Annotated in this window: 1 protein-coding gene; it reads left to right on the plus strand. The window is 64.3% G+C overall.

Annotated elements, in window-relative coordinates; translation table 11 throughout:
• Nucleotides 1-107 precede the first annotated feature (107 nt).
• On the plus strand, nt 108-1100 hold the full coding sequence (locus ACYVAQ_RS23365) for a helix-turn-helix domain-containing protein (protein ID WP_460793015.1): 993 nt from the start codon (nt 108-110) through the stop codon (nt 1098-1100).
• Nucleotides 1101-1159 lie beyond the last annotated feature (59 nt).

Raw genomic sequence — 1159 nt, forward strand, 5'->3', positions numbered from 1 at the left:
CTTAGGGATCACGGGTTGGGGTGACACCCGGTGTGCCTGCGCGTAGGTGTGGGCCACGGAAGACAGTCTCTGGATTGCTCAAGATCTAGAGAACAGGAAGTCATTCCGTGACCCACGAGGACATTGTCTACGACAGGCGCGTGCGCTTGATCGAGCACGCTGCCCGGATCAACAACGTGAGCGAGGCGTGCCGAGTCTTCGGCGTCTCACGCAAGACCTACTACGAGTGGATCAAGAAGGCCGAGCAGTACGGCCTCTCGGCGCTCCTGCCGCGCGAGCGACGTCGCCCGCATCAGCCGAACGAGATGACCTCCGAAGAGGTCGCGGTGATCTTGTCCGAGGCGATCGCCAGACCGACGCTGGGCCCGAAGTCGTTGCTGAGGCATCTGAAGAAGCGTGGGGTCGAGCGATCGGCCTCGGGGGTTGCGAAAGTCCTCAAGCGTCACAACCTGGGCACCGCCAAACAGCGGGTCATCGCGTTGGCATCGTTGACCGCGACCGAGTCCGGTCAACTCACCGAGGCCGCCCTGGAGGGCCCCTTCGGGTTCTGCCAGTACGCCTCCCACCCCGGTCAGGTCGTGGCCCTGGACGCGTTCTACGTCGGCAGACTCAAAGGCGTGGGGGCAGTGTGGCAACTCACCGCGGTCGACATCGCGACCCGGATCGCGGTCGTCCAGCTCGTGGTGGGCGACAAGACCGCCGCCGTTGCCGCGTTGCTGCTGGACCACCTGAAGAAGGCACTGCGCAAGCACGGCATCACCCTCGAAGGAGTCCTGACCGACAACGGCCCCGAGTTCGTCGGCAAAGCGTTCAAGGCGCGCGTCAGCGAGCTGGGGCTGCATCATCACCGGATCCCGCCACGCTCGCCGAACCACAACGCCGTGTGTGAGCGTTTCCACGGGACCGTGCTCGAGGAGTTCTATCGGCCGCACTTCCACCGTGGTCGTGTCGAGGACGTAGCGCTGCTCGACCGGTCGTTGCAGGCCTGGGTCGTCGACTACAACAACGACCGCCCCAACCATGGTGACTACATGGCAGGCCGCACCCCGCTGCAGGTCAAGAAGGAACTAAAGCGCCGCATCCGACAGACTGCTGCCTGACCAACCGCGGTCAAGCAGTCAGAGACGTCGACCTGTCACCCCGACCCGTGATTCGGAAG

The sequence above is a fragment of the Nocardioides maradonensis genome (assembly GCF_054777115.1).